The organism is Thermodesulfobacteriota bacterium (assembly GCA_035325995.1).
GTDB lineage: Bacteria > Desulfobacterota_D > UBA1144 > Nemesobacterales > UBA2774 > JADLGH01.
In genome coordinates this window covers 323,259-345,063 of the sequence record DAOKYU010000003.1, presented here as the reverse complement: position 1 = coordinate 345,063, position 21,805 = coordinate 323,259, and the positions used below count along the sequence as shown (strand labels likewise).

Here is a 21,805-nt window from a genome sequence, read left to right as displayed (position 1 = left end):
CCGGGTTATCTTTTATTATTCGCGGACATCATCATTTCGGTAATCACGCGGGTCGCCCCGCTTACGGCGTCGGGGTCGGAGACTACGTTAACGAGCGCGGGTTTTTCCGAAGCGAACGCCCTTTCGAGCGCGGGCGTGAGGTCTTCGGGTTTTTCGACGAGCTCGCCGTGGCCGCCCATGGCCTTAAGTATCTCGTGAAAGGGCGTCCGGCCGAGCTCGACGCCCGGGGCCTTTGCCCCCTCGCCGTAGGTTATCTCGATCTGGTGCTTCGTCATGCCCCACGCGGAGTCGTTACAGACGACGGCGACGAACGGGAGGCCGTGACGGAGGGCCGTGTCGAATTCCATGAAGTTCATTCCCACAGCGCCGTCGCCGGTTATGAGGGCTACGCTTTCGTCCGGCCGGGCGGCCTTTGCGCCGAGGGCGAACGGCACGCCGACGCCCATGCAGCCGAGCGGGCCGCATTTGATGTAGCCGCCGGGCCTTGTCACGCGGAAATTCCCGTCCACCCACGCCTGCGTATCGCCGCCATCGACGACGAGCGTGCCGCCGGGGCCGAGGAAGTCCTCGACGGCGGCGGCGATGGCGACCGGATGCATCGGGGATTTTTTCGGGAGTCTCAGAGCTCCGGATTCCTTCCATCTCTTATCCCTTACGGCCTTGCAGTCGTTCACCCAGCCGGAGTAGTCGGGCGCTATACCGTTTTCGCGGAGATATTGCGTTACGGCCGAGAGGGCGCCGCCGAGGTCGGAGACGATGCCGAGGTCGGCGGGGCGGTTCCTGCCTATCTCGCCGGGGTCGGTGTCTATCTGGACCATCTTCGCTTCGGGGTTCAACGTCCGCCCGAAGCCGATGTATATCGAGAGCCGGACGCCCATGAGGATGACGAGGTCGGCCGACTGCGTGATTTCGCGAAAGCCGTTCGGGGCCGAGGAGCCTGCCGCCCCGAAGGAAAGCGGCCCGCCGTCGGGGATTATTCCACGCCCGGCGTTGAGCGTGAAAAGCGGCATGGGGGCGGCTTCTAAAAAGAGGCGTAGGTCCTCCTCGGCGCGGGAGTACCACGCGCCGCTCCCGGCTATCGCGACCGGCCTTTCGGCGGAGGCGAGGAGGCCCGCGAGGCCGGCCACTGCGTCTTCGGCGGGCCTCGTCCTTACGGAGTGGATGGAGGTGTCGTAGGGGATTATTTCTTCTTCGGGGCATGAAGGATAGAGGACTTCGTAGGACATGCCGAGATATACCGGGCCGGGCCTGCCGGAAGAGGCTATCCTGAAGGCGTTCGAGACGTACTCGGGGATGCGGCGGGTGTCGTAGACCGTTTTCGCCCACTTGGCGACGTGGGCCGCCATGCCCTCCTGGTCTATCTCCTGGAGCGACAGCCTGTCGTTCTCCTCGACACCCGATCTGCCTGATATTACCAGCAGCGGCGAGTTCGCGAGACGGGAGGCCGCCATGCCGGTGAGAGTGTTCGTGAAGCCGGGCCCTGCCGTTACGAGGCAGACGCCGGGCCTTCTACCTGCCCTCCCGTAGGCGTCGGCGGCCATGGACGCCCCCTGCTCGTGGCGCGTGTCGATTATCCTTATGCCGAAATCGGGGCAGGCTTTGTAGACGGGGTTGATGTGCCCCCCTGCGAGTGAGAATATATCGGTTACGCCGAGCTCGTGAAGCGTTCTCGCGACGAGACGGCCGCCCTCTGACATTGCCATGGATTTACCTCCGTTATCTATACTTTTACACCTTCGAAAATCCCAACGCAAATAAAATATGGCGCCGGGCGGGGACCGCCTTTCGGCTTTAAACCCGATATGTGTTAGAATAAGCTTCAAAATCACAGGAGGGAGACATATGTCTGACGAGGGAAACCCACAGGGAGCGGGACAGATGCAGGAGCTGACCCAGCTCCAGAGCTCTATACTCATGGCCTTTAACCTGGGCGTTTCGTATAACCAGCAGTCGGGCGGGCTCAAGAGCATAACGGAGGTTTCGGGCGAGCTCGGGCACAACATATATACGAACCTGTCGCAGGTTTACGGCAACAAGCTGGAGGACGATTACCTGAGGGCCAATACGGAGTACTTTCTTCAGATCGCCCTTCTCGGGTATATAATACCTTCGGTATGCGCCTACGAAGAGGACTTCAAGAACAAGCTTTTAAGCCTCATCGAGAGAAGGGCCCTCAAGACCCAGGAGCAGATGTCGGGACAGGGCGGCCCTTCGGGCGGCGGATCGATAGTCACACCGTGAGGAGCAGGGAATGGAAGCGACAAACAGGCCCCTCGGCGGGCGGGAAAGCGTAAAGGTAGCCGTAGTTCAGGCGTCGCCTGTCTTCATGGACAGGGAGAGGACGGTAGAGAAGGCGTGCGCCCTCATAAGGGAGGCCGGGAGAAACAGGGCCGAGCTGGTCGCGTTCTCCGAAGCCTTCATCCCCGTATATCCCGCCTACTATACCGTCGGATACGAAACGCCGGCCCACGAATGGACGGACTACATGATAGCCCTTCAGGATAACTCCATTTCCATACCGGGCGAGGACACGAGGGCGCTCGGGGAGGCCGCGAAGGAGGCGGGGGCTTACGTCGTCATGGGGTGTAACGAGCTCGACGACAGGCCGGGGAGCAGGACCGTTTACAATACGCTCCTTTTCATCGGAAAGGACGGAGAGGTGCTGGGAAGGCACAGGAAGACGATGCCGACCTATACCGAGAGGCTCTATTGGGGAAAGGGGGACGGAAGCGACATAAGGGTTTTCGATACGGACATAGGGCGCATCGGCGGGCTCATATGCTGGGAGAACCACATGACGCTGCTCCGTGCGGCCATGATACACAGGGGCGAGGACTTTCACGTGGCCGTCTGGCCGGGGAACTGGAAGAGGGGGACCGAAAGCCTCCTCGACCCGGACACGAGCCCCGGGGGGGCGATGTGCAACCTCCAGTCGCTGATCAAGGTTCACGCGTTCGAGGCGGGGGCGTTCGTTTTGAGCGGATGCGGGTACCTGGATTCGGACGATTTTTCGGAGAAGTGGCATTACATAAGGGACGGCGATCATATAAATTACGGATGGGCCTGCGGGGGAAGCTCGATAGTGAACCCCGCCGGCAGATACCTGGCCGAGCCCAGTTTCGAGAAGGACGCAATACTATACGCCGAATGTTACGCGAACCAGATAAAGGCCGTAAAGGCCGTATTCGACTCGCTCGGGCATTATTCGAGGTGGGACATCGCGCGGCTGGAGCTGAGGAGCGAGGGATGGGAGCCCGAAGCCCGGATGAGGGACGGCGCGGCCCCGGCGGCGGAGCTTTCGCCCGGCGAGCTGAGAAGGATTTCGGAAAAGTACGAAATAGAAACAGAGAGCCTGGAGGCGCTTTTGGAAGAATTGAACGCGCTCCGGGCGGCCGGGCGGCCGGGCGCGTAGAAGAGGCCTCCTCTACAGCGTTTCGGCCGCGCGGCTATCAGGAAGAATTATCCCTTTATCCACCCGTTTTACGGCCTGAACAAGGCGCTTTCGCATATTTATCTCCTTGACATTACTATCCAAACGTTATATAAACCAATTGCAAGGGAGAATGCCTGAGGCTATGCAAAGGAGGGTCGGGTGATGAATTTCAGGGACGAGTACGGGGAGTTCTCTGCGCAGGAGGCCGTGGACGCGATCCTGGTTATCCTGAAAAAGAGCGGGGTGGAGATAGACGACAGGAGCTTTACCTGGACCCTCGTCGGAGCACTCTTCCAGAAAGGCGTAATACCGCGCCAGGAATTCGAGCGGATTTACTACTCTTTAAAGAACCAGGCCCAGGACAGGGACGTTCTGGAGAACGTCATCTGAGGTCCGTCGGATAAAAGATTAATCCCACTCACCCCCGACTACGCATGCTTCGGACTCCGCCTCGGATTTCGCTGAAGCTTCGACCGATACGATGGCTATCAGGCTACGCTGAGGCTTCGCCCCGACAAGCGAGACGACCAAACCCTAAGCTGCAGACTTGGAGGCGGGGTGGATGTTCGGAAACTGGCTGGCAGGTGGGGAGTAAGGGTTCTCTACTTTTGGCTGACCAAAAGTAGCAAAAGTCACGGGCCGCACACGTAGTGTGTTTTTTCGATATAGCAACGAAGCTGCTAAAGTCACTTGAAGTGCGTCTGGTGGCAATGGCAAGGTCTCCGCTACTTCGGATTCGTGCACGCGTGGCGTGCAATTGGGCTAAAAATCATCGCTTTTTCACTAAATCCTCAACCTCCCCCATCCCCTGTTCGGATTTTTAACGTTCATAAGCTCGATTTTTTTAACGCCCAATTTTGACGGCCCGGAGGGGTATTGCTGCGCTTCTTGTGAAGCTTGCAATATATTGATTGGTCCGAGGGTGTAGGCTGGGTATTGATTAGGGTCAGGTTTAGAGATTCAATGAACCCTTTAACTGAAAAGGCAAAGGCTGGATTACCGATGATGCATTCGGGAATGACAGATGGGTGGTGATTCCTCGTTCGCTCGGAATCGTAGTTCAGATACAAGGATGACTACAAAGCAAAAAGAGCGGATTCCCGTAAGATTCAGGACTGATTATTTTACGTCACATCCGTTCCAATCCCGCCTGAGATAATTCTTTCATGGCCGAAGCGAGCGCCTGCTCGATAATCGAGCGAATCTCGTCCACCCTCTCCTCGCTCCGGGCCTCGAACCTGAGAACGAGCGCCGGCTGTGTGTTGGACGCCCTAATGAGCCCCCACCCGTCGGGGAATTCTATACGCGCCCCGTCTATGTCGATTACCCTGTATTTCTCACCGAGCTTTTTCCTTACGAGCTCGACGGCGGGGAATTTTATCGCCTCGGGGCAATCGACCCTTATTTCCGGAGTCGATACAGCGGGCGGCACGCCTTCGAGGAGCCGGGGGATCGTCTTTCCCGTGGAGGAGATTATTTCGAGCAGGCGGAGGGCGGCGTATAGGGCGTCGTCGTACCCGAAGAACTTGTCGGCGAAGAATATATGGCCGCTCATCTCGCCCGCGAGCGCCGCGCCGTCCTTCTTCATCTTGTTCTTGATGAGGGAGTGGCCGGTCTTCCACATTACGGGCTTTCCGCCCGCCGCCTCGATACCCTCGAAGAGGCGGTTCGAGCATTTGACGTCGCCGATCACCTCCGCCCCTTTCTTGCGGGAGAGGACGTCCCTCGCGTATACGAGGACGAGCATGTCGCCCCAGATTATTCGGCCATCACCGTCGATGACCCCTACCCTGTCGCCGTCGCCGTCGAAACCGATACCGAGACGAAAACCCTCGCGTGTGACCGTTTCGGCGAGCTCGGCGACGTTCTCCTCGACCGTCGGGTCGGGATGGTGGTTCGGGAACGTGCCGTCGGGGGTGACGTAGAGCTCTTTCACGTCGCAGCCGAACTCCCTGAACACACGGGGGCCTATGACACCGACCATGCCGTTCCCGTAATCGACGGCCAGGCGGAGGCCGGGCTTTATCTCGACGTTGGATTTTAAGAACTCGACGTACTTTTCTTCTATAGATGTTTCGGCCGCCGTTCCGGCCCCGGTGTGGAATTCGCCCCCGTCGGCGATTTCCCTTATCTTTTGAATCTCTTCTCCGAAGACGGAGTCCCGGCCGAGGCAGAGCTTTACGCCGTTATATTCCCCGGGGTTGTGGCTCGCGGTTATCATGACGCCGCCGTCTACGGGGAGGTTGTAGAGGGAGAAGTAGAGCATGGGCGTCGTTACCATGCCTATATCCACGACGTCTATGCCCGTAGAGGTTATGCCCCTCGTCATCGCGCGGGCATAGCCGGGCGAGCTCAGCCGGCAGTCGCGGCCGAGGGACAGGACCTTTCCGCCGTGGTCCTTTACGTACGTGCCGAACGCTTTGCCTATCGTCTCGTATACCCCTTCGTCGAGGTCGGCGTCTACTATGCCTCTAATATCGTATTCGCGGAATATGCCGGGGTTTATAGTTTTCATCGAATGCACCTTGTAGCTTTCGGGGATTTAATACTATTGCCAAAATTCGCCCAAAGGCAAGAAGGACCGTATAAGTATAGGGCCGGTTTTCAAGAGGCGGACGCCGGAAGGGGACCGTAGAGAAGCGCCGTATTTCTCCCCCGTTTCTTGACATTGACAGGCCGCCTTATATTCTTAGTTTCGATGATTTTCCCGACATTTGAGGAGTTCCGGAAGAAACTCGAAAAGGGCAACCTCGTCCCCGTATGGAGAGAGGTGCTCGCCGATTTCGACACCCCCGTTTCGGCGTTCAAAAAAATAGAGACGGGCGATTTCGCCTTTCTTCTCGAAAGCGTCGAGGGCGGCGAGAAGTGGGGAAGGTACAGCTTTTTAGGGGCGGAGCCTTCGGTGATTATAAGGTCACGCGGACGGGATATCGAGATCATAGAGGACGGCGTAACGACGAAGGAGAGCGGCGACCCGACGGAAGCCCTGAGGGAGCTTCTGTCCCGTTACAAGCCCGTTATCGAGGAAGGACTTCCGAGGTTTCACGGCGGCGCGGTCGGGTATTTCTGCTATGACATGGTGAGGTTCTTCGAGGACCTGCCGGAGACCGGGAAGGACGAGCTCGGGCTCTGGGATTCGCTTTTCATGATAACGGATACGGTGCTCGTGTTCGACAATGTCAACCACAAGATAAAAATCATATGCAACGCGTTCGTGCCCGACGCCGGGAAGGCAGGGGATGCATACGACGCGGCGCTCGAAAAGATAGATACGATCATCGGGAGGCTGAGAAAGCCTTCGGGGGAATATTACGAGAGGAACGGCAAGTCCGAAGGGGGCACGGCGACGGAGCTGGTGTCGAACTTCAGGCCCGAGGACTACAGGAAGGCCGTAGAGAAAACGAAGGAATACATAAACGCGGGCGACATAATACAGGCCGTCATATCACAAAGATGGAAGACGAAGCTGGACGTGGACGAGTTCGACCTCTACCGCGCCCTCAGGATTTTAAACCCCTCGCCGTACATGTTCTACCTGAAAACGGATTCGGAAACGCTCGTAGGATCGTCGCCCGAGGTGATGGTGAGGGTAGAGGACGGGATGGTCGAGAGCAGGCCCATAGCCGGGACGCGGCCCAGGGGAAAGAACGAGGCCGAGGACTCGGAGCTCGAAGACGAGCTCCTGGCCGACCCCAAGGAGCGGGCCGAGCATATAATGCTCGTGGACCTGGCGAGGAACGACCTCGGGAGAATCGCCGAGACGGGCACCGTGAAGGTAGACGAGCTCATGATCGTCGAAAAATATTCGCACGTTATGCATATAGTGTCGAACGTTATCGCGAAACTCCGCCCGGACAGGGACGCGCTCGACGTCATAAAGGCGACGTTCCCGGCGGGGACGCTCTCGGGGGCGCCGAAGGTGCGCGCGATGGAGATAATAGAGGAGATGGAGCCTTCGCGGAGGGGGGCGTACGGCGGCGCGGTGGGGTATTTCAGCTTTTCGGGGAACATGGACACATGCATAACCATAAGGACCTTCGTCATAAAGGACGGCGAGATCTACGTTCAGGCCGGGGCCGGCATTGTGGCGGATTCGGACCCGGAGAAGGAATACCAGGAGACGGTGAACAAGGTGAAGGCGCTCGTGAGGGCGATAGAGGTCGCCAAGTCGGGACTCTGACCCGGGCGGAGAAATGTCATGATACTGATGATAGACAACTACGATTCCTTCACCTATAACCTGGTCCATTATCTTTCAGAGCTCGGAGAGGAGGTTACCGTAGCCAGAAACGACAAGATAAGCCTCGAGGACGTGGGAAGGATGAGCCCCGAGATAATAGTCGTTTCGCCCGGGCCGTGCACGCCAAGGGAGGCCGGGATTTCGGTGGATGTGATAAGGGAGTTCGCCGGGAGGACGCCGATACTGGGCGTTTGCCTCGGGCACCAGTCGATGGCGTACGCCTACGGGGCGGAGATAGTGCGCGCCGGAAGGCTCCTACACGGGAAGACGTCGCCCATAAGGCACGACGAGAAGGGCATATATAAGGATATACCGAACCCGTTCGAGGCGACGAGATACCATTCGCTCCTTATAGAGGAGGGAACGCTCCCGGACGGCTTCGAGGTTTCGGCGTGGACAGACGAAGGGGAGATAATGGGGATAAGGCATAAAGAGCACCTGATGGAAGGGGTGCAGTATCATCCTGAATCCATACTCACCAGGCACGGCAAGGACATACTCCGGAATTTCATAGACCTTGCACGGGAAAGAGCCGGGGGCTGACCCGTATCCCCCTCTGGAACCGCACCTGACAATGCCCCCTCGGGGCGCCTCGGTTTGACATTTCAGGCCGTAATTTATATATTCCTAAAGCCGTTCAATCAACCGAGGTGAATTCCGATGCTGCTTTTATTTAAACCGCGTGACCAGAAATACATAGGAGAGGGAGACCTCCCGTTCGGAAGTTACGACGATACCTCGGAATGGCTTCCCATTACGAGGTACCTGGAACGGGGCGCGTCCGAATTCCCCGGCAAGACCATGTTCCGCGTGGCGGACAGGGACGGGAATCTCATAAATACCCATACTTACAGGGAGACGAACGAATGGGCCAACCGCGTTGCCAACGGCCTCATAAAGGATTATGACGTGAGGCAGGGCGACAGGGTCGGGATATACATGCTTAACTCGTCCGAGTACGTGATTTCCATAATAGCGATACACAAGGCGGGCGCGGTGCAGGTGCCCATAAACAAGGACGAGAAGGGCGACAGGCTCGCGTACATTATAAATTACTCGGAGATGAAGGCTCTCGTCGTAGACCCCGAGAGCATACCGATGCTGGAAGAAATAGCAAAGAATCTGGGCAAGTTAGAGCATATATTCGTCACGGGAGACCCGAACGCGGTTCCGGAGTCCGTGGGCGGGATAAAGACCCTGCCCTATTCCGTTTTCGATAAATATACGGGCGAAAACCCGGGGCTCGACGTGAAGGTGTCGGACGTTGAGAGGTGCATGTTCACGTCGGGAACGACGGGCATGCCGAAGGGCGTATCGAGAAACCACGGCGGGGTTATATTGACCGTCAGGGGATACATACAGCAGCACGGCGTAAGGAGCGGGGACGTGCTGATGAGCGTTCTTACGCTCGGGCACGCGAACGCCCAGGTTATGTGCCTGTTCACCGCCATCGGCGCGGGCGCGTCGGCCGTATTCTACCCACGCTTCTCGGCGTCGAACTTCTGGAAGTGGGCGGCCGAATGCGGGGCCACCTGCGTTAACATGCTGGGCGCTGTTTCGGAGTATCTCTGGGCGGCCGAGCCGAGCGAGTGGGACAAGAAGCACAGGGTAAGGATGGTTCTCTCGGGACCGGCGCCGAAGCAGATTAAGGAGTTCCAGGAGCGCTTCAACACGCGCGTCATAGACGGATACGGCTCGACGGAGATGGGTATGGCGCTCTGGAACGACCCCGAGGACACGCGCCCCGGAGGCTCCGGATACCCGATGGAGGGTTATTACCTCGAGCTCAGGGACCCCGAGAACACGAGCAGGGTCATGAGACCGTTCTGGGACCCGACCGAATCGCCGAGACCGCCCGACGAAGCGAAGGGGCTCCTTTTTATTAAACCGCTTATTCCGCACACTACCCTTAACGAGTACTTCAAGGACGAGAGGAGAACGAGGGAGGCCTTCGACGACGACGGTTTCTTTAACTCGGACGACCTCTTCGCGAGGGGTATCGACGGAAGGTATTACTTCCAGGGGAGGTTCAGCAGGATAAGGGTTTCGGGGGAGAACGTCGATCCCATAGCCGTTCAGGACGCGGCCTCGCTCTATGAGGGTATACACGAGGCGATAGCCGTCGGCATAAGGCTGCCCGACGTATCGGATGACGAGATAAAGCTGAACATAACCCTCGAAAAGGGGGCAGAGTTCGACCCTGTAGAATTTTCGAAGTGGATGGCGGAGCGAAACCCCGTGTTCATGGTGCCGAGGTTTATAGAAATCTACGAAAACGGGTTCCCCATGACGGCGTCACAGAAGATAAAGGTCGCCGAGATTAAAGAGATAACGGAAAAGACGTGGGACAGAAACAAGGCGGGGTTAAAGTTCAGGGCGAGGTAGACTTTTCCTTAAAACCGGCGCCGCGGAGACGCGGCGGATATACACCGGGGGGTGGTTAGCCAGCGGGAGAGGGGCAAGCATATAGATGCTTAGATAATTCACCAATCTCCACTAAACATTACACTTTTTGGTTATTTTCAGGTTGACAAATTTTGTCGACTTTCTTATTGTAATAAGTCAAAGACAGGAAAGGACTAAAAAAAGAAGCCACCATAGGAGGAGTACTATGCTTTTATTGTTTAAACCCCGAGATGCGATGTACCTCGGCGAGGGTACCCTGCCCTTCGGAAAATTCGAGGATACGTCCGAATGGCAGCCTATAACCAAATGCCTCGAAGCAGGGGCCGAACGTTTCCCGGAAAAGACCATGTTCAGGGTCGGCAGCCCCGAGGGAGAGATAACGGAAAGTTATACCTATAAAGAGACGAACGAATGGGCCAACAGGGTGGCTAACGGTCTCAAGGACGAGTTCGGCGTGAAGAAGGGCGACAAGGTCGGCATGTACATGCTGAACTGCTCCGAATACGTGGTATCCATCATCGCAATACACAAAACCGGCGCCGTACAGGTTCCGATAAACAAGGACGAAAAGGGCGAAAGGCTCGCATACGTTATTAATTATTCCGAGATGAAAGCGCTGGTAATAGACCCGGGCAGCGTACCGTACATCGAGGAGATAGGGAAGGATTTAAAGGGCCTCGAGGTAATATTCATGACCGGCGACGCGGCGGCCGTGCCGGCGGAGATCGGCGGCATAAAGACGCTCCCCTTCTCGACGTTCGACAAGTTCCCGAGCGACAACACCGGGGTAGAGGTGACGACGCAGGACATGGAAAGATGCATGTTCACGTCGGGAACGACCGGCATGCCCAAGGGCGTCGCGAGAAACCACGGCGGCGTCGTGCTGACGGTGCGCTCGTATCTCCAGCAGCAGGGCATAAGGAGCGGAGACGTTCTCATGAGCATACTGTCGCTCGGGCACGCGAACGCCCAGGTCATGTGCCTCTTCAGCGCAATGGGCGCGGGGGCGACGGCCGTGTTCTTCCCGAGGTTCTCGGCGTCGAGCTTCTGGAAATGGGCGGCGGGCTGCGGAGCGACGTCGATCAACATGCTCGGCGCCGTCGCGGAATACCTGTGGGCGGCGGAGCCTTCGGAGTGGGACAAGAAGCACAAGGTAAGAATAATGCTGGGCTCTCCCGCGCCGAGGAACCTCCCGGAGTTTCAGGAGAGGTTCGGCGTCAGGGTTATAGACGGATACGGCTCGACCGAGATGGGAATGGTGCTCTGGAAGGACCCTGAGGACCACCGCCCGGGCTCCTCGGGGTTCCCGATGGAGGGGTATTACGTAGAGCTCAGGGACCCGGCCGATCCGTCGCAGGTGATGAGGCCGTTCTGGGACCCGTACGAGAATCCGGTTCCGCCGGACGAGGCCAAGGGACTCCTTTACATAAAGCCGCTCATACCGCACACCACGCTTAACGAGTACTTCAAGGACGAGAGAAGAACGAGGGAGGCCTTCGACGACGACGGCTTCTTTAATTCGGACGACCTCTTCGCGAGGGGCATCGACGGAAGGTATTACTTCGTCGGAAGGTTCAGCAGGATAAGGGTTTCGGGCGAAAACGTTGACCCGATCGCCGTTCAGGACGTGGCGATGCAGTACGAGGCGATTCAGGAGGCGGTTGCCGTCGGCATAAGGCTCCCGAACGTATCGGACGACGAGATCAAGCTGAACGTGACCCTTAAGCAGGGCGCGGCCTTCGATCCCGTGGAGTTTTCGAAGTGGATGGCCGAGAAGGTCATGGTCGCGATGGTCCCGAGGTTTATAGAGGTCTACGAGGACGGGTTCCCGGTGACGGCGACCCAGAAGATAAAGGTCGCCGAGATAAAGGAAATCACCGACAAGACCTGGGACAGGCAGAAAGCGGGACTTAAATTCAGCGCCAGGAAGTAACGGGCGGCAAGGCGCTTTCATCGGGCCGCCGCTCACGACCGATGATATCGAAAAAAGACGAACAGCTCATGCGTCTGGCCCTCGCGGAAGCAGAGGAAGCCGGGCGCATGGGCGAAGTTCCGGTAGGCGCTGTAGTCGTCGACGGCTCGGGGAGAATCCTCTCCACCGGGCGAAACATGAGGGAATCCTCCCAGAACCCCACGGATCACGCAGAGATAATTGCAATACGGGAAGCCTCGCGCGCCCTCGGAAGCTGGAGGCTCGAGGGAACGGCCATCTACGTTACGCTGGAGCCGTGCATGATGTGCATGGGGGCGATTATAAACGCGAGGATAGAACGGCTGGTTTTCGGGGCAAGGGACCCCAAGGCAGGGGCGGTCGCGTCGGTGATGAACCCGGCTGATTACGAGAGCTTAAACCACAGGGTGGAATGGCGCGAGGGCGTCCTGGAGGAGGAGTGCTCTTCCCTCCTCCGCGGGTTTTTCAAGATGCTTAGAGCCAGGGATACGTGAATTATTTCTTTCCGCTGAAGAATCCGAGGATGTCGGTTATAACGCTCTTGTCCTCTTCGCCCGCCAGTTTTTCGAGCTCGCCCGCGTCGAGCCATACGCCCCCGCAGGAGCTGCAGCGGTCTATGCTGACGCCGCGGAAAGTGACCTCGTGGAGCTGCCCCCCGCACTTCGGGCATTTCATGTAGCACGCCGCCTTTATGCGCTCCCTCTCTTCGGCTTCGGTCTCTTCCCTGAGCTTTTCCTTTAGCCTTTTGGCTTTTTCCGCTTCTTCCTTGGCGAAATATTCTTCTTCGGGTTTGCTATGCTTGTCGCTCATCTCGATCTCCTGGTTTACGTCTCTACAAAATGAATTCTGGCAGCGGCGGCGCCGCGTCCCGATGCTCAGCCCTTGGATGACGGCGTGATTATGATGGTTTTTTCATCGTTCTCGACTTTTGTCTCGTAGCTGACGCCTCTTTCTCTTTTGAGCGTAAGATAGGCCGTCCTTCTATCGGCCGCCGACAGCGGACCCAGGGATACGGGCTTTTTGGTCTTTCTTACCTTGTGTATCGTTTCCCTGACGAGATCCGTTATCTTGTTGTCCTTCTTGCTCTTGTAACCGTCGATGTCTATGGAGACCCTCTTTTCCTTGCCGGTTTCGCAGTCCCTGGCGGCTATTTTGCCCACGAGATATTCGAGGGATTTTATCATCTCGCCCCTTCTGCCGATGAGAAGGCCCTTGTCGTTCGTGTCGCGGATTTCGAGCCTTATCCTGTCCTGATTCTCGCGGAGGCCCACCTGGAACGTCGGGATGAGATAACCGAGAATATCTTCGAGGGCTTTTTTGGATTTAAGGCCCTTGTCGCTCAGGTTCTGATTTTTTAATGTGACCCTGACCCTGGCGTTCCGGCTGCCTATGCCGAAGACGCCCTTGGAGCCTTCGTCGAGGACTTCGACTTCTATTTCGCTCCTGGCGACGCCGAGGGCCTCGCAGGCGCTTATGGTGGCGTCGGATACTGTCTTGCCTTCTTTCTCTATACTAATTGCCATTTAGGATACTCCTTGCAAATTGCTGACCTTGTGGTTCACGTACATCTGCTGGAATATGGAGAGTATATTGCTCACAGTCCAGTAGAGTATCAGGCCCGACGGCAGGCCCCAGAACATCACAGTGAAAATTATAGGCATAAATTGCATCATTTTCATCTGGAGCTGCATGTTTTCGCCGCCCGCAGCCGGCGTCATGGGCGTCATTTTCTGGGATATGAACCACGATACCCCCATGAGCAGCGGGAGTATCCTGAACGGAATCCCTATGCCCGGTATGTCGAACAGTGTTTCAGGCTCGGAAAGGTCCTGAATCCAGAGGAACGAGCTGTGCCTGAGGTCTATCGAGTGAAGGAGAACGTCGTAGAGCGCTATGAAGACCGGAAGCTGGATAAGGAGCGGGAAACATCCGCCGAGACTGGCTAGGGGGTTTACGCCGCTGCTCGTGTAGAGCTTCATTATTTCCGCATTCTGCTTCGCCTTGTCGTCCTTGAATTTTTCCTTGATGGCGTCCATCCTGGGCTTGAGCTTTTCCATCTGGAACTGCGTCTTCTTCATCGATATCATGCTCTTTATCGTGAGCGGGAGAAAGACGAGCCTTATGATAATCGTGATGACGATGATGGAGACGCCGTAATTATGAAAGTAGCCGTTAAGCCATTTGAGGAAGTCGAGGAGGGGCTTTGCAAGAAACTCGACCCATCCGTAATTTACCGATTCCTGAAGGTTGTAGCCGACGGCCTTTACTATGTCGTACTCGAGCGGGCCGAGATAGACCTCCCAGCTCCTGGCCGACGTTTTGGCGGCCGGTATCGTGTCTTCGGGGTAGCTGTAAACGGCCCTTACGAGGCCTTCCTCGGGGAGCCCGTCGACGGACAGCGTGGTGTCGGCCCCGGTTTCGGGCAGGAACGTCGTTATAAAATATTTCTGGGAATAGCCGAACCACTCCACGACACCTGAGTACCGGTTTTCGGACTTGGGCTTCTTGTCCACCCTTTCGAGGTCGCTCGACACGAGAGCGACGAAGCTCATCGTGTTCCCTCCCCTGTCGTGGTGCTCTATGTGCCCGTCCCATACGATGTCGAGTTTCTCGCGGAGGGAAGCCGGAGTGGGGTTCGTTACTTCGAACCTCTGCTTCAGGGTGTATGAGGCGGCGTCTATTTCGTAAATCTTCCTTACGACGATGCCCTCGGGAGAAGTCCAGGAAAACGTAATCTCCTTCGTGCCGTCGTTAACGATGACCTTGTCGGGGCCGCCGAACTCGAAGGGAATGTACTGCGGAATGTTGTAGCCGTCGAGCCTGAGGAGGGTGCTGAAACCGAGCGGCGCGCCCTTGAAGAGATCGACGGGGCCGGAGTCGGCGCTAGTGCTGTCTTTGTATTTCTTGAGATCCCATTTGAATATGCGGGCGCCGGACGTGTCTATAGTTCCGGTGTAAAGGGGCGTGTCTATAGTTATAACCCTGCCGACCGGCTCGAGCTGGACGGACTGCGGGGGGACGCTCCCATCGAATACCTCCGCCCGGGGCGTGGGGCTCCCGCCCGGGGCCGGAGACGTCACGCCGCTCCGGGACTGCACTTCGGGATTCGGAGGCTGGGGCTTCGTGAAAAAGTACGAATAACCGAAGATAATCGCTATGGATAATATAAGGAATATTACGTAATTAAGCTTGTTGTCGCCCATTCAATAGTCCTTTACCTGACCGGATCGTAGCCGCCCGCCGAAAACGGATGGCATTTAGACACCCTCTTTATCGCAAGCCACGATCCTTTGATGAATCCATACTTCCGGAGCGCGTCCTCCGCATAGCAGGAGCAGCTGGGATAGAACCTGCACGAAGGGGGCAGAAGCGGTGATATGAAATACTTGTAAGCTCTTATCAGAAGAAACGCGGGGTATACGAAAAGTTTGGATGTCATGAGAATCTGGACCCGATTATCGTCTCGATTTCTCCCTTGGCCTGAGCATAATCGAGCTCCTCGCTCCCCTTTTTGGCTATGATGACCAAGTCCATCGAGCCGAAGAGGGATTTGTTCCGCCTGAAGACCTCGCGGAGCACCCTCTTGACGCGGTTCCTCTCGACGGAGCCCGGAATGCTTCTTTTAGCAACAACCATGCCGAGCCTCGGGTGTCCAAGGGAATTCCGGACGTATAGTATTCGGAAATGTTCTCCGTTGAGCTTTCTGCTCTTCCCAAAAATCTCTTCGTACTGAGACGTCCTTCGGATTTTTAAGTCTTTTGGGAAAGAAAAACTCAAGTCAAAGCTCATTTCTTCCAGCGCTGCACAGTCAGACTGTGCCTGCCCTTAGCTATCCGCCTCTTGAGAGTACGCCTGCCCGCCTTGGTGCTTATCCTTTCGCGGAAGCCGTGCGTCCTTAGTCTCTTTTTAACGTGTGGTTGATAAGTCCTTTTCATAATGCGCCCTAAAAGCTAACACGAAAAGATTTGACGGTCAAGAACGGGAAAAACGAATGATTTCCGCACCTGACTGCAATCCGGAAATATACCCTACTTATGAGGGAATGCATGTCCAAAGCCGTTTCGAGCAATACTTCATGACCGCGGAAACGCCAGTGTTTTCAGGGCGCGGGAAGAGGAGAAGCATTAGCAAATGCGTTATTGCTATGGGATGAAAATTTAAAAACGCCAAAGATTTCAACCGATTGTGATATCGCGAATGCGAAGGGAATCCTTGACAAGCGGCTTCGGCCTGTTAGTATTAGCCCGGATTAAATTTGTATAGACAATCCTGGAGTTAGCGGGAATAATTAGTGAAACACAAATCCGAAGTACGTGTGCTTAAGGTTAAAGATTTTTATGACTATCAGATAATAACAGGAAGTCCGGTGCACAAGTGCACGATCTCCGAATACGATTTTAGCGGGTCGGGTGAACCGGAAGGCTGTGTTAGAGAGAAGTCAGAAAAAATGGTTAAGCCGGTCAAATCCAGATAGTGTAGTCCGCCTGCCGCAGTTCTGCTTCCTTTCGCTTCCTTGTTAACAATGGGGTGACAATCATGTTAAAGACTGTTTACGACTTCACGATGCTTTTCGTTGTGGGTGCCGTAAAGGTTTCGCTTTTCGTTTTCCTGTTCTGCTTTGGAATGTTGTTCTTCATGAAATCGAAGGATTTCACAATATCCGACAAGCCGGCGTATGCCGGTCTTCTGACCAATCCCGGAAATACAGAGAATATTAAAAACGCGCTGAACCAGGGACCGGACGCCGATGTCCCGGCGGCGGACATAGAGGACATGACGCCCGAAGAGGCCGAGGTGTTTCTTTTCGTGCTCAGGTTTTCCGAAGGAATGTCGACGATGAACGCCAGGAAGCTGGCGAAGATAATCGTCGGGGAGTGCAAGAGCCACGACCTCGACCCTTATCTCATACTGGCCGTGATAAAGGTAGAAAGCGAGTTTTCGCCGGTCGCCGTATCGAAAAGGGGTGCGATAGGGCTCATGCAGGTTATGCCCGGAACCGGGGAGTATATCGCAAAGGAGATGGGCATATCGTACGGGGGAAGGAAGTCTCTTTACGATCCGCTTATTAATGTAAAGCTCGGGATCAGCTACCTGTCGTCTCTGGAAGACAGGTATGAAAACGTGGAGAGCGCGCTCAACGCGTACAACCACGGCCCGACGAATTTCGAAAAGAGACTCAACGCGAACGACATTCCGACCGTATATGTAAACAAGGTGCTCAGCTTCAAGAGCTACCTGGAGGAAGAAAGCATCATATTGGCCAAAAAGGGTTGAAAATTGCTTTGCGCCCGTTCGCGCGTATTCAAGCGAACGGGCCCGCCGTCCGGACATGAAGATCGGAATAGCCCTCCCCGTATTCGGGAAATACGCGGGCAGGGACGAGATTCTGGAAACCGCCCTCGCCGCCGAGGCGCTCGGGTACGATTCCATCTGGGTCAGCGACCACGTGGTCGTGCCGGATTCCCACAACGTCTTCGGGGACGTTTTCTACGATCCTCTTATCGCACTCGGGTTCATAGTGTCCGCCACGAGCCGGATAGAGCTCGGGACGAGCGTCATGGTCCTTCCATATAGAAACCCCCTCGTTCTCGCAAAGTCAGTATCGAGCCTCGACGCCCTTTCGGGCGGGAGGGTCGTGCTCGGCGTCGGCTCGGGGTGGCTAAGGGGAGAGTTCGAGGCGCTGGGCGTCGATTACGGGCAGCGGGGACGGATGACCGACGAGTACATAGAAATAATGAAGGAGCTCTGGACGAAGGGCAGCCCGGCGTACGAGGGGGAGTATTTTTCGTTCTCGGGGATAAGGTTCGAGCCCAAGCCCGGGCGTAAGCCCCACCCGCCGGTATGGGTGGGGGGAGAGAGCCGGAGAGCAGTCGAGAGAGCAGTTAAGTACGGGGACGGGTGGCACCCCGTAGGGCTAGGACCAGAAGAAGTGGAGGTAAAAGCGCGGGAGATAAGGAGCCTCCTTCCGGACGAAAAGAGGGAGAGCTTCGTAATATCTCTCAGAAGAAACGTCGAGATAAACGAGGGAAGGGAATTCGGCCCGGAGGAGACGCTGCGCGGTACGCTCGGAAAGATAAGGGACGGGATAGAGTCGTACAGGGAGGCGGGGGTTCAGCATCTTATACTTTATGTTCTCTCGGGGGAGTTCGAGGGGGTGCTGAGGACGATGAGGGTTTTGAGGGAGGAAGTTCTATAACCTTCGCCTTGCTGCTTCCCTACTTATAACCGTATTCTCAGGCCAGACCCGAAGGCTACACCCCTAACTGTTAACCATTCAGTATCTCGTCCTCATTAACCAACAAAATAAAAGCAAAAAGGCGAACTGCTTCTACTTTTCCTAGATGAAAAGTAGCAAAAATCCCGGGCCGGGAAAAATTGCGCTAAAAATCATCGTTCCTTCGCTAAATCTTCCACCTCCCCCATCCCCTGGTCAGATTTTTAACGCTCATCCTCTCGATTTTCTTAACGCCAATTTTGACGGCCCGGAGGGGTATTGCTTCGCCGCTCGCGCGGCTTGCAATATTATGATTTGTCAGTGCTCCTAAGTGCGTCATTCCCGAGCGCCTTAATCGGGAATCCAGTCTTTAAAACAAGAAAGACGAAAAACGAGATCCTGAATCAAGTTCAGAATGACAGGCTATAAGAATGTATAAGGATGACGGAAGCGTGGGGTCGCGGCTGGATGCCGTGACGAGTGTGTATAATAGTTATTTGATTGACACTTCGTTTGCGATCGTGCGATAATGGACTTTGCAGACGATAAAAAGAGCTCCCACGCACCGGGAGAGTCGGGAGGCGCTACTATGAATAATGAAACGGGAAAATTCACGGCGGCCGCGGTTCAGATGTCACCCGTGTTCCTCAACAAGGCCGAAACGATAGGGAAAGTCGTAAGCCTCATAGAAGAGGCGGGTGGGAAGGGGGCGAGCATCATAGTGTTCCCGGAGGCCATTATCCCAACCTATCCCTACTGGCCCAAGGACCTGGGATCGGCCGAAGGGAGGAAGCTCATCCTGGACGCATACGTGGAACTCCACAGGAACTCGGTCGAGATACCGGGTCCGGACACGGAGAAGCTTTGCAAGGCGGCGAAGAAAGCCGGAGCGTACGTCGTCATCGGGGTGAACGAGAAAGAGGGCGGCACCCTTTACAACACCATATTATATATAGACAAGGACGGGACGATACTCGGCAGGCACAGGAAGCTGATGTCCATCGACAGCGAGAAGTGCATATGGGGCATGGGCGCGGCCGAGGACCTGGGCGTGTTCGACACGGAGCTGGGCAAGGTCGGCGGGTTTTTCTGTTACGAGCACCACATGACGCTGGCCAAGGCCGCCATGTTCTTAAAGGGAGAGCAGATACACGCGGGGCTCTGGGCCGGGCACGGGTTCGTGAAGCCGACGATGGACTTCGCGAGCCGTGAGTACGCATTCGAAGGCCAGGTCTTCGTCATCGCCTCGGCCGCCTACATAACGGAAGACATGGTCCCGGACAGCTTCCCCTTAAAGAAACATACGCCCTGGGACTTCCCGGGCGGGACGGGGATCATAAGCCCGAGGGGGGATTACCTCGCCGGACCGATATACGATAAGGAAGACATCGTTTACGCAGAGATAGATCCTGACCTGATTATAAGGGCCAAGGCCGTTATAGACGGTGTCGGGCATTTCTCGAGGCCCGATATTCTCAGGCTCGAAATCAAGGGTTACGACCCGGCCCGGGACGCGAAGCCGGAAAAGGAGCCCGAGGCGGCGCCGGCCAGGAAGAACGGGGCGGCCGCCAGGGCGGCCGAGAGAAACGCGGCGAAATAGAGCACGGACGCGTTTATACGTTTCACTTACATAGCATGCCCCGATAAAAAAATCACGTGACGGCCGGCCCGGTGCGGGTGCAAAGCACGACGGGCCTAGGGAAGGGTTTTGCCCTCGCCGCTTTCGACCGAGTGGATGAGGTCGTGCTTTAAGCTCCAGAGTTTTTCCGAAAGGGAGACGTGGTAGAAGTGGGGATTCATTATACGCCTCACGCCGGGGTCGAGCCGCTCGATGTCGGATATCCTGCGCGCCCTCATCTCTTCTATCGAAGGGAGGTCGCAGACGAGCTTCCCCTCGTCGAGCACCGTGACGAGGAGCGGCTCAATGGCGCTTATGTCGCCGCCACCGAGGATCCTGGACTTGGAGATGTCGAACGGATGGCGGAGCCTGAGGACGTCCTTGCCGCGGACTTCTTCCCCGTCCACCGTCAGGAGGTCGGCCGTGGCCTTGCCTCTCTTGTCGTAGATGCGCCAGGCCAGCTTGTTCCCGGGATTGAGGGTTTTCTTGGGGGTTTCGGAAATCTTTATCGCCGGCACCCATTTGCCGTCTTCCTTCACCGAGACGAGCTTGTATACGCCGTCGAGGGCGGAGTCGCCCCTGGACGTGATGAGCCGCGTGCCGACGCCGTAGACGAGCCTTTTTATTAGACTGTCAGGCTCGACGCCGTACCGGGGGGCCTCCTCTTCGATCTGCGTGATTATCTGCCATATGACGAGCTCGTCGAGCTCGTTCGAGAGTACGATGCTCGTATCCGGAAAGCCGGCCTCGTTGAGCATCCGCGCGGCCTGGATCGAGAGGAAGGCGAGGTCGCCCGAATCGAGCCTTATGCCAACGGGCTTGTGGCCCTTCCGCCTCAATTCCTCGAAGACCTTTATTGCGTTAGGGACGCCGCTTTCGAGGGTGTTTATCGTATCGACGAGTAGGAGGCAGTCGTCGGGGTAGACCTCGGCGTAGGCCCTGAACGCCCCGAGCTCGCCCTCGCCCAAGGCCATGAAGACCTGCACCATGCTGTGCGCGTGGGTGCCCTTCGGGGGAAAGCCGAGGAGGGCGGATATGCCGACGCCGGAGGAGAAATCCGCACCGCCTATGAGTGCGGCCCTGACGCCCGCGTTTACGCCCTTGTCGTGCCCGCGGCGCATGCCGAACTCGAGTATGGGGCGGCCGCGCGCCGCCTCTTTTATCCTCGCCGCTTTCGTCGCGATGAGTATCTGGTAGTTGAGCTTGTTGAGAAGCGGCGATTCGAGTATCTGCGCCATAGGAAGGGGGCCCCGTATTACCGTTATCGGGACGTTCGGATGGACTACCCTGCCCTCCGGGACAGACTGGAGCGTTATGCCCTCGAAGCTGCCGTTCTTTTGGAGCCATTCGAGGAAGTCACCGCCGAATACAGGGGAGCCCGAGCTTCCCTTTCGCGACCTGAGATATGCGATCTCGTTTTCGCCGAAACGGGATTCCTTCATCCAGTCGAGGAGCCATTCGAGCCCGGCGTTCACGCAGTAGCCGGATTTATGCGTGCCGTAGTCCGGGTAGCTTCTGAAGAAGTGGTCGAACTGTGCGTGCATGTCCTGAAGGCCAAACCTGTAGTAAAGCTGGGCCATCGTGAGCTGGTACTGGTCGGTAAAGAGTATTCCTTCGGCAAGGTTATTGTTCATGGACGGTCGTTTACCCCTGATGGTAGTATAACTTCACAGGGGCCGGACGTGAAGAAATCCTTTATTTATAACAAGCGGGGCAATTTTATGCGCGCATGGGCAATTATTTGCCCTTATTGACAATTTGTGCAATATTGGCTAGTATTTGTCACAGATTGCTTTATTTATTAAATTAATTGTCCTGTAGATGCGAAGACGGGTCAATTTATGTCTCCGAATATCTAAAATAGGGTAGAATATTTTAGGCGGCTCGTTAGACCGGATAAGGAAGGGATGGCGAGGGGGGGCGGTTAGGCCTTTCATGGGGTT

General features: G+C 56.3%; 20 protein-coding genes. 11 read left to right on the top strand and 9 right to left on the bottom strand.

All coding sequences use genetic code 11. The features are described from left to right. Nucleotides 1-5 precede the first annotated feature (5 nt). Nucleotides 6-1,703 carry a thiamine pyrophosphate-binding protein gene (locus PKC29_06480; protein HML95058.1) on the bottom strand — a complete coding sequence of 566 codons (1,698 nt, stop codon included), beginning with the start codon at nucleotides 1,701-1,703 and terminating at the stop codon, nucleotides 6-8. A gap of 139 nt (nucleotides 1,704-1,842) precedes the next feature. Here PKC29_06480 and PKC29_06475 point away from each other — a divergent pair, with 139 nt between their 5' ends. The 3 genes from PKC29_06475 (at nucleotide 1,843) to PKC29_06465 (ending at nucleotide 3,823) form a co-directional block, all read left to right on the top strand. After that, on the top strand, nucleotides 1,843-2,241 hold the full coding sequence (locus PKC29_06475) for a hypothetical protein (protein ID HML95057.1): 399 nt from the start codon (nucleotides 1,843-1,845) through the stop codon (nucleotides 2,239-2,241). A 10-nt stretch (nucleotides 2,242-2,251) separates the two neighbouring features. After that, on the top strand, nucleotides 2,252-3,412 hold the full coding sequence (locus tag PKC29_06470; protein ID HML95056.1) for a carbon-nitrogen hydrolase family protein: 1,161 nt from the start codon (nucleotides 2,252-2,254) through the stop codon (nucleotides 3,410-3,412). A gap of 183 nt (nucleotides 3,413-3,595) precedes the next feature. Then, nucleotides 3,596-3,823, top strand: a complete 228-nt coding sequence (locus tag PKC29_06465) for a hypothetical protein (GenBank protein ID HML95055.1) — start codon at nucleotides 3,596-3,598, stop codon at nucleotides 3,821-3,823. Between the two features lie 739 nt (nucleotides 3,824-4,562). Here PKC29_06465 and PKC29_06460 read toward each other — a convergent pair. After that, nucleotides 4,563-5,948: a phosphomannomutase/phosphoglucomutase gene (locus PKC29_06460; protein ID HML95054.1), complete on the bottom strand. Its 1,386-nt coding sequence runs from the start codon at nucleotides 5,946-5,948 to the stop codon at nucleotides 4,563-4,565. Between the two features lie 183 nt (nucleotides 5,949-6,131). On the opposite strand from PKC29_06460, the gene trpE reads away from it, so the two are divergent. The 5 genes from trpE (at nucleotide 6,132) to tadA (ending at nucleotide 12,524) form a co-directional block, all read left to right on the top strand. Then, on the top strand, nucleotides 6,132-7,613 hold the full coding sequence (trpE, locus tag PKC29_06455) for an anthranilate synthase component I (protein HML95053.1): 1,482 nt from the start codon (nucleotides 6,132-6,134) through the stop codon (nucleotides 7,611-7,613). A gap of 18 nt (nucleotides 7,614-7,631) precedes the next feature. After that, nucleotides 7,632-8,216, top strand: coding sequence for an aminodeoxychorismate/anthranilate synthase component II (locus tag PKC29_06450; protein ID HML95052.1), 585 nt, complete (start codon nucleotides 7,632-7,634; stop codon nucleotides 8,214-8,216). A gap of 117 nt (nucleotides 8,217-8,333) precedes the next feature. Then, on the top strand, nucleotides 8,334-10,058 hold the full coding sequence (locus PKC29_06445) for an AMP-binding protein (GenBank protein ID HML95051.1): 1,725 nt from the start codon (nucleotides 8,334-8,336) through the stop codon (nucleotides 10,056-10,058). A gap of 226 nt (nucleotides 10,059-10,284) precedes the next feature. Next, nucleotides 10,285-12,012, top strand: a complete 1,728-nt coding sequence (locus PKC29_06440) for an AMP-binding protein (protein ID HML95050.1) — start codon at nucleotides 10,285-10,287, stop codon at nucleotides 12,010-12,012. A gap of 41 nt (nucleotides 12,013-12,053) precedes the next feature. Continuing rightward, entirely contained in the window at nucleotides 12,054-12,524 is a 471-nt protein-coding gene (gene tadA, locus PKC29_06435; GenBank protein ID HML95049.1) for a tRNA adenosine(34) deaminase TadA, read from the top strand. 1 nt (nucleotide 12,525) lies between these two features. On the opposite strand, the gene PKC29_06430 is transcribed toward tadA, so the two are convergent. The 6 genes from PKC29_06430 to rpmH form a co-directional block, all read right to left on the bottom strand. Beyond that, a complete protein-coding gene (locus tag PKC29_06430; GenBank protein HML95048.1) occupies nucleotides 12,526-12,840 on the bottom strand; it encodes a zf-TFIIB domain-containing protein in 315 nt (104 codons plus the stop codon). A gap of 65 nt (nucleotides 12,841-12,905) precedes the next feature. Further along, nucleotides 12,906-13,553: a Jag N-terminal domain-containing protein gene (locus tag PKC29_06425; protein ID HML95047.1), complete on the bottom strand. Its 648-nt coding sequence runs from the start codon at nucleotides 13,551-13,553 to the stop codon at nucleotides 12,906-12,908. After that, on the bottom strand, nucleotides 13,554-15,233 hold the full coding sequence (gene yidC, locus PKC29_06420) for a membrane protein insertase YidC (GenBank protein HML95046.1): 1,680 nt from the start codon (nucleotides 15,231-15,233) through the stop codon (nucleotides 13,554-13,556). 11 nt (nucleotides 15,234-15,244) lie between these two features. After that, on the bottom strand, nucleotides 15,245-15,469 hold the full coding sequence (gene yidD / locus PKC29_06415; GenBank protein HML95045.1) for a membrane protein insertion efficiency factor YidD: 225 nt from the start codon (nucleotides 15,467-15,469) through the stop codon (nucleotides 15,245-15,247). After that, complete coding sequence (gene rnpA / locus PKC29_06410) at nucleotides 15,466-15,819, bottom strand: ribonuclease P protein component (GenBank protein HML95044.1); 354 nt, start codon at nucleotides 15,817-15,819, stop codon at nucleotides 15,466-15,468. The genes yidD and rnpA overlap by 4 nt, the downstream gene beginning before the upstream one ends. Continuing rightward, nucleotides 15,816-15,965: a 50S ribosomal protein L34 gene (gene rpmH, locus PKC29_06405; GenBank protein HML95043.1), complete on the bottom strand. Its 150-nt coding sequence runs from the start codon at nucleotides 15,963-15,965 to the stop codon at nucleotides 15,816-15,818. Before rpmH ends, rnpA begins: the two co-directional genes overlap by 4 nt. 601 nt (nucleotides 15,966-16,566) lie before the next feature. On the opposite strand from rpmH, the gene PKC29_06400 reads away from it, so the two are divergent. The 3 genes from PKC29_06400 (at nucleotide 16,567) to PKC29_06390 (ending at nucleotide 19,844) form a co-directional block, all read left to right on the top strand. Continuing rightward, nucleotides 16,567-17,304 carry a lytic transglycosylase domain-containing protein gene (locus PKC29_06400; GenBank protein HML95042.1) on the top strand — a complete coding sequence of 246 codons (738 nt, stop codon included), beginning with the start codon at nucleotides 16,567-16,569 and terminating at the stop codon, nucleotides 17,302-17,304. Between the two features lie 55 nt (nucleotides 17,305-17,359). Beyond that, entirely contained in the window at nucleotides 17,360-18,226 is an 867-nt protein-coding gene (locus PKC29_06395; protein HML95041.1) for an LLM class F420-dependent oxidoreductase, read from the top strand. A gap of 607 nt (nucleotides 18,227-18,833) precedes the next feature. After that, nucleotides 18,834-19,844, top strand: a complete 1,011-nt coding sequence (locus PKC29_06390) for a carbon-nitrogen hydrolase family protein (protein ID HML95040.1) — start codon at nucleotides 18,834-18,836, stop codon at nucleotides 19,842-19,844. A gap of 95 nt (nucleotides 19,845-19,939) precedes the next feature. On the opposite strand, the gene PKC29_06385 is transcribed toward PKC29_06390, so the two are convergent. After that, a complete protein-coding gene (locus PKC29_06385; protein ID HML95039.1) occupies nucleotides 19,940-21,496 on the bottom strand; it encodes a nicotinate phosphoribosyltransferase in 1,557 nt (518 codons plus the stop codon). Nucleotides 21,497-21,805 lie beyond the last annotated feature (309 nt).